Source organism: uncultured Corynebacterium sp. (genome assembly GCF_902782855.1).
In the GTDB taxonomy this organism is placed as follows: domain Bacteria; phylum Actinomycetota; class Actinomycetes; order Mycobacteriales; family Mycobacteriaceae; genus Corynebacterium.
The window spans coordinates 1-5,301 of sequence record NZ_CACZOO010000312.1; the positions used below are offsets into that span (position 1 = coordinate 1).

Sequence of the window (5,301 nt, forward strand, 5' to 3'; positions counted from 1 at the left end):
CCAGCCAGTCTGTGACCTCCGCGGTTTTGTGGGTGGCGTAGTTGTCCATCACCAGGTGCAGATCCTGCTGCGGGTAGGCCCGGTCGAGGTTGCGTCCATTAGCGTGGTGTACAGCTACCGCCCGGTGAACTTCCTTGCCGACCAGTAAGGAGACCACCGCGGTACCTTTCGACTCAGCTCCTACACATCCTCGAAAGGACACCAACGATGGCCTCCGCACCCAATCATATCGACCCCACCGGATACCTCGACGACCTGCTGGCCCAAGCCTCACCCGACCTGATGTGGCCCTACCCTCGTTGAGTCGGGACCCGTCCCGCACGAGAGGATGTCACCATGACCGACAACACCCCCGGAACCGGCAGAGCCAGTGGCGGCAAGCGACCGCGGCGGACCTTCAGCCCCGAGTACAAGCACGAAGCCGCCCGCCTGGTCATCGACACCGGCCGCACCATCGCCGAAGTCGCCCGCGAACTCAATGTCGGCGCGCAGTCATTGGGCAAGTGGGTCGCCGCCGAACGCGCCGAGGAGGCCGGCGAACCGACCGGGGACCTGACCCTGGATGAACGCGCCGAGCTCAAGGCCCTGCGTCGACAGGTCGCCGAGCTGCACAAGGACAACGAGTTTTTGGGGAAAAGCAGCGGCCTTCTTCGCCACCAAGCAACGACCGACGAACGGTACGAACTGATGGCGGCGGAGAAGGCGAACTGACCAGGCTCACCCGCATGGCACGCCTGCTGGGAGTATCCCGGTCCGGGTTCTGCCTGGGCTACACGGCAACGCTCACAACCCGGCCCCAGGCGCTGTGAACGCGACGAACTCGATGCGAAGGTCCGGAAGGTCTTCGCCGAGTCCGACGACGTGTACGGAGCACCCAGAGTCCATGCCCAGCTCGCCCGGGAGGGCACGTTCGTTGATCGGAAGACCGTGGCGAGATCCATGCTCCGTCAGGGCCTGGAGGGCATCAGCGAAGAAGAAGTTCACCCCGGTGACCACCATCGCCGGTGTGGACGCCTACAAGATCCCTGGCCGGGTCAAACGTGGCTGGGACCAGGGTGAACTCAACCGTGTCTGGATTTCAGACATCACCTATCTTCGCACCGGTGAGGGCTGGCTGTACCTCGCCGCGGTCACCGATGCGCACTCCCGCCGGATCCTGGGCTGGGCGATGGACTCCCACATGGGCTCCTTCCTGGTGGAAAAGGCGCTGCGCATGGCTCATACGTTGCGTGGAGAGGTTCCCGACGGGGTGGTGTTCCACGCCGACCGAGGCACCGAGTTCACCAGTGACGACATGTACAAGGCCTGCCGGGACCTGGAGATGCTCCAGTCGGTTGGTCGGACCGGAGTGTGCTGGGACAACGCGATGGCTTCAGAGCGTGTGGGCGACGTTGAAGACCGAGTTCTACGACCGTCGCACCTGGACACGCGGGCGGAGGCGAGGCTGAAGGTCGGTGACTGGATCGAGTCCCGGTACAACCGTCGGCGGCTGCACTCCGCGCTGGGCTACGTGCCGCCAGTGGAGTTCGAAATGAATCTGCTCAACAAACCTGCTGTCCAGGACCCTGAGGCAGCTTAGTTACCTGTCCACGATTTGCGGGGAAGGCCAACAGGGCACCCAGCCCGACGTCACGATCTCCACATCCACCGCTGACTGCAGGACCTCAGGGCTGAAGATCCGACAAGTCTCCGCCTGTCCAACCGTGCGGTGATTCGATCCATTCAGGAAAGAACTAACAATAGTAGACCAAGCTGTCTGTAGCTATGGTTCTCCGTTGTTCACCGACAAGACAACGAGAGACCAATTCGTATGACACGCGAGCTCATCTACAATGCTTTTCTCCACCTGACCCCCAACCACCACAGCCACGGCTACTGGCGAACCCCTGAGGGCAGTGTCCAGTACGGGTACAACAAGTTGGAGTCCTATGTCGACGTCGTCCGAACACTCGAACGTGGCCGCTTCGATTCCTTGTTCATCGCCGACGTCGTCGGAGTCTACGATCTGGACTTTGCCGACGGCACCGCCTCGGTCCGGGCCGGCTCGCAGTTCCCGGAACCCGACCCGGTCACCATCGCCTCCGCCCTGGGACTGGTCACCGAACACCTCGGTATCGCCGTGACGAGCAACATCATCCAGGCGCACCCGTTCAGTTTCGCCCGCCAGCTGTCCTCCATCGACGAATTCACCGGCGGCCGCGCCGCCTGGAACATCGTCACCTCCTACCTGTCCAACGGCTTCCGGAACTACGGGCACGACACGATCGTCAGCCACGACGAGCGCTACCGGTGGGCCCAGGAGTACGTCGACGTCACCTACAAGCTGTGGGAACACTCCTGGGAGGACGGCGCGGTGCTCCACGACCCGTCGACCAACCGCTTCTTCGATCCGGACAAGATCCACCGCATCAACCACCACGGCGACTACTACGACGTGGAGGGCCCGCACGTCGTGGAGCCGTCCCCGCAGCGAACCCCCGTCCTGTTCCAGGCCGGCAACTCCCCCGCCGGCCGCGAGTTCGCCGTCCGGAACGCGGAGGTGACATTCCTCCCCTCCAACACACCGGACGCCGCGAAGCGCGACATCGCCCGCCTCGACGACCTCGCACGACAGCACGGCCGCGACCCGAAGTCGCTGAAGAAGATCGTGCAGCTGTCCACCGTCATCGGATCGACCGAGGAGGAGGCGAAGCGAAAGCAGCGGTACCTCCACGACAACATCGACTACAACGCCCTGCGCGCCTTCCTCAGCGGTGGAAGCGGGATCGACCTCTCCGCCATCGACCCGGACACCACCCTCGACGAACTCAAGGACCGCACCGAACTCGGCGACGGCGTCCGGTCGCATTTCCGCGCCGCCGTCGACGCCGACTACGGCGACGGCCACCCGGTGACCTTCCGGGACTTCCTCCGCGACAACGCCTTCCTGCCCGGACGGTTCGCCGGCACCCCGGACCAGATCGCCGACGAGGTCGAACGCTGGGCGGACGCCGGGGTCGACGGGTTCAACGTCGTCCCCGTCACCACCCTGGGCTGGTGGGACGAGTGGGTCGACCAGGTCGTCCCGGTGCTCCAGGAGCGCGGACTCGCCCAGCGCGAGTACCACCCCGGCACCCTGCGCGAGAAGCTGTTCCGCAACGGCGACGCCCTCGCCGCCGGTCACCGCGCCCACGAGGTCGGACTCGACAACACCGTGGCGGCCCGCCCGTGACCCCGCCACACGGTACGGTGCGGGCCTGCGCGGGCACCGTCGCGGTGCTGAGCATCCTCGCACTCGGCGCCGCGTGCGCGCCGTCGTCCGCCTCCACCGACGACACAGAACACACCATCACCTACGTCCACGAACAGGAACCACCCTGCCTCTGGGGGATCCTGGGTGCAGGCGGCCTACACCTCCCGTCAGGTCTTCGATTCCCTCGTCAGCTGGGATAACGACCACCCGGTCCCCTGGCTCGCCACGCACTGGTCGGTCTCCCCCGACCGCAAGGACATCACCTTCGACCTGAAGGACGGCGTGACATTCACCGACGGCACACCGTTCAACGCGGACGCCGTCGTCGCCAACACCGACTACTGGCTCAAGAACCTCGGCTGGAACAGCTTCTCCTACCTTGTCGGGGCCACGGCCCACGGCGAGAACTCGGTCACCCTCCACCTCTCCGAACCGAACCCGGAGATCTTCCGCATCCTGGCCAACGGCCACTACGGCATCCAGTCACCCACCGCCCTGTCCACCCACTCGGACGCCGAGAACTGCCAGTACCCGGTGGGATCGGGCCCCTGGAAGGTGAAGAAGTGGTCGCAGGGCCAGCAGATCCTCTTCGAGCGCAACGACGACTACGACTCGGCACCCGAGAACGCACGGCACCAGGGCCCCGCCTACGAGAAATACCTCGACTGGAAGTTCGCGCCGGACGCCAACACCCGGTGGAGCGCACTGACCAGCGGGGAGGCGCAGGCCGTCTACGACCCGCCCGCCAGTCAGTGGGAGACCGCCGAACGCGACTACACCGCCCACCGGTTCATCACCGGAGGACGCCAACAGAGCTTCAACTTCAACGTGCAGCAGGGGCCCTTCACCGACGTCCGCGTCCGGCAGGCCTTCGCCTACGCCACCGACCGGAAGACGATCTCGGAATCCGTGTTCAAGGGCTCCGCACCCTACGAGGCCAACGGCGCGCTCAGCCCCACCAACCCCTCGTACCTCGACGTCAACGACACCTACGCCTACGACCCGGACCGGGCCGGCCGACTGCTCGACGACGCCGGCTGGACACCGGGCGCCGACGGCGTCCGGGAAAAGGACGGGCACCAGCTCCGCGTCCGGATCCCCTTCGGCAGCGGCGCGATCGTCAGCCAGGACGGCGTCTCCGCGCTCCAGGCGGTCCAGGAGCAGGCATCGAAGGTCGGCTTCAAGGTCGAGCTCGTCCCGCTGACCCAGACCCAGCACTTCGCCGGCCTCTCGCAGGAACCCGACGAAGCCGAGATCATCTTCGGCTACTGGGTGTGGCCCGCCCAGAACATCCTCGACATCGTCTACAACGCCGGCACCCCGGACAGCCCCAACGGCAACAACAAGAACCACTTCTCCGACCCGGCGGTCGAACAGAAGATCCTGGCCGCGCAACGCGAACCCGACCCCGCCACCCGGGACCGTCTCTACAAGGACCTCCAACGTCACCTCAACGACGAGGCGGTCTCCGTCGGCTTCTACGACTTCACGAACAACGTCGTCACACAGAAGAACCTCGACGGGTTCTGGCAGGACCAGGGAAGCAACGGCATGCCCGTCTTCTCCGACGTCAAACTCAAGGGAGATGACTGATGTCTGTGACAACCTCAACTGGGAATACCCCAACCGGAACCACCTCACCCGCCAGGTCCGACAGTCATGACAACCACGACAGGCGAGACACCGTCCGCGGACAACGCCGCCGCCGGATCACCGCTACAGCACGCACCGTCCTGCGGCGGATACTCTCCGCGGTCTTCGTCCTCTGGGGCGCGCTGACCGTCACGTTCCTCGTCCTGTCCGCACTCCCCGGCGACCGGGCGACCCTCGTGCTCAACGTCCAGTCCGGTCTGACCACCGTCCGCAGCGGCGACGAGATCGCCGCGGTCAACGCCGAATACGGCTGGGACCGCCCACTGATCGTCCAGTACCTCAACTACCTCTGGAACGCCCTCCACGGTGACCTCGGCGAATCCTGGGAACTGCGGCGCCCCGTCGCCGACCTCATCGGTGAACAACTCTGGCCGACCGTCTCTCTGACCCTGACCGCCCTGGTCCTGGCCTGGGTC

Annotated in this window: 5 protein-coding genes and 1 pseudogene; all 6 read left to right on the forward strand. The window is 65.4% G+C overall.

The genetic code is table 11. The annotated features are described in order from the left end of the window. Window positions 1-336: 336 nt before the first annotated feature. Entirely contained in the window at window positions 337-711 is a 375-nt protein-coding gene (locus tag QZV72_RS12545; protein WP_297008922.1) for a transposase, read from the forward strand. Window positions 712-861: 150 nt separating this feature from the next. Then, window positions 862-1,059, forward strand: coding sequence for an IS3 family transposase (locus QZV72_RS12550; protein ID WP_297008923.1), 198 nt, complete (start codon window positions 862-864; stop codon window positions 1,057-1,059). Next, window positions 989-1,579 carry an IS3 family transposase gene (locus QZV72_RS12555; protein WP_297008924.1) on the forward strand — a complete coding sequence of 197 codons (591 nt, stop codon included), beginning with the start codon at window positions 989-991 and terminating at the stop codon, window positions 1,577-1,579. Before QZV72_RS12550 ends, QZV72_RS12555 begins: the two co-directional genes overlap by 71 nt. Before the next feature lie 231 nt (window positions 1,580-1,810). Further along, the gene (locus QZV72_RS12560; protein WP_297008925.1) at window positions 1,811-3,211 is read left to right on the forward strand and encodes an NtaA/DmoA family FMN-dependent monooxygenase; all 1,401 of its coding nucleotides are present in this window, start codon (window positions 1,811-1,813) and stop codon (window positions 3,209-3,211) included. A 165-nt stretch (window positions 3,212-3,376) separates the two neighbouring features. Further along, complete coding sequence (locus QZV72_RS12565; RefSeq protein WP_297008926.1) at window positions 3,377-4,825, forward strand: ABC transporter substrate-binding protein; 1,449 nt, start codon at window positions 3,377-3,379, stop codon at window positions 4,823-4,825. Continuing rightward, window positions 4,825-5,301, forward strand: a pseudogene (locus QZV72_RS12570) (hypothetical protein); the annotation flags it as partial. The gene QZV72_RS12565 and the pseudogene QZV72_RS12570, both read left to right, overlap by 1 nt.

Coding starts and splice junctions, on each gene's coding strand:
- QZV72_RS12545 (WP_297008922.1), top strand. CDS start 337: ATGACCGACAACACCCCCGGAACCGGCAGAGCCAGTGGCGGCAAGCGA.
- QZV72_RS12560 (WP_297008925.1), top strand. CDS start 1,811: ATGACACGCGAGCTCATCTACAATGCTTTTCTCCACCTGACCCCCAAC.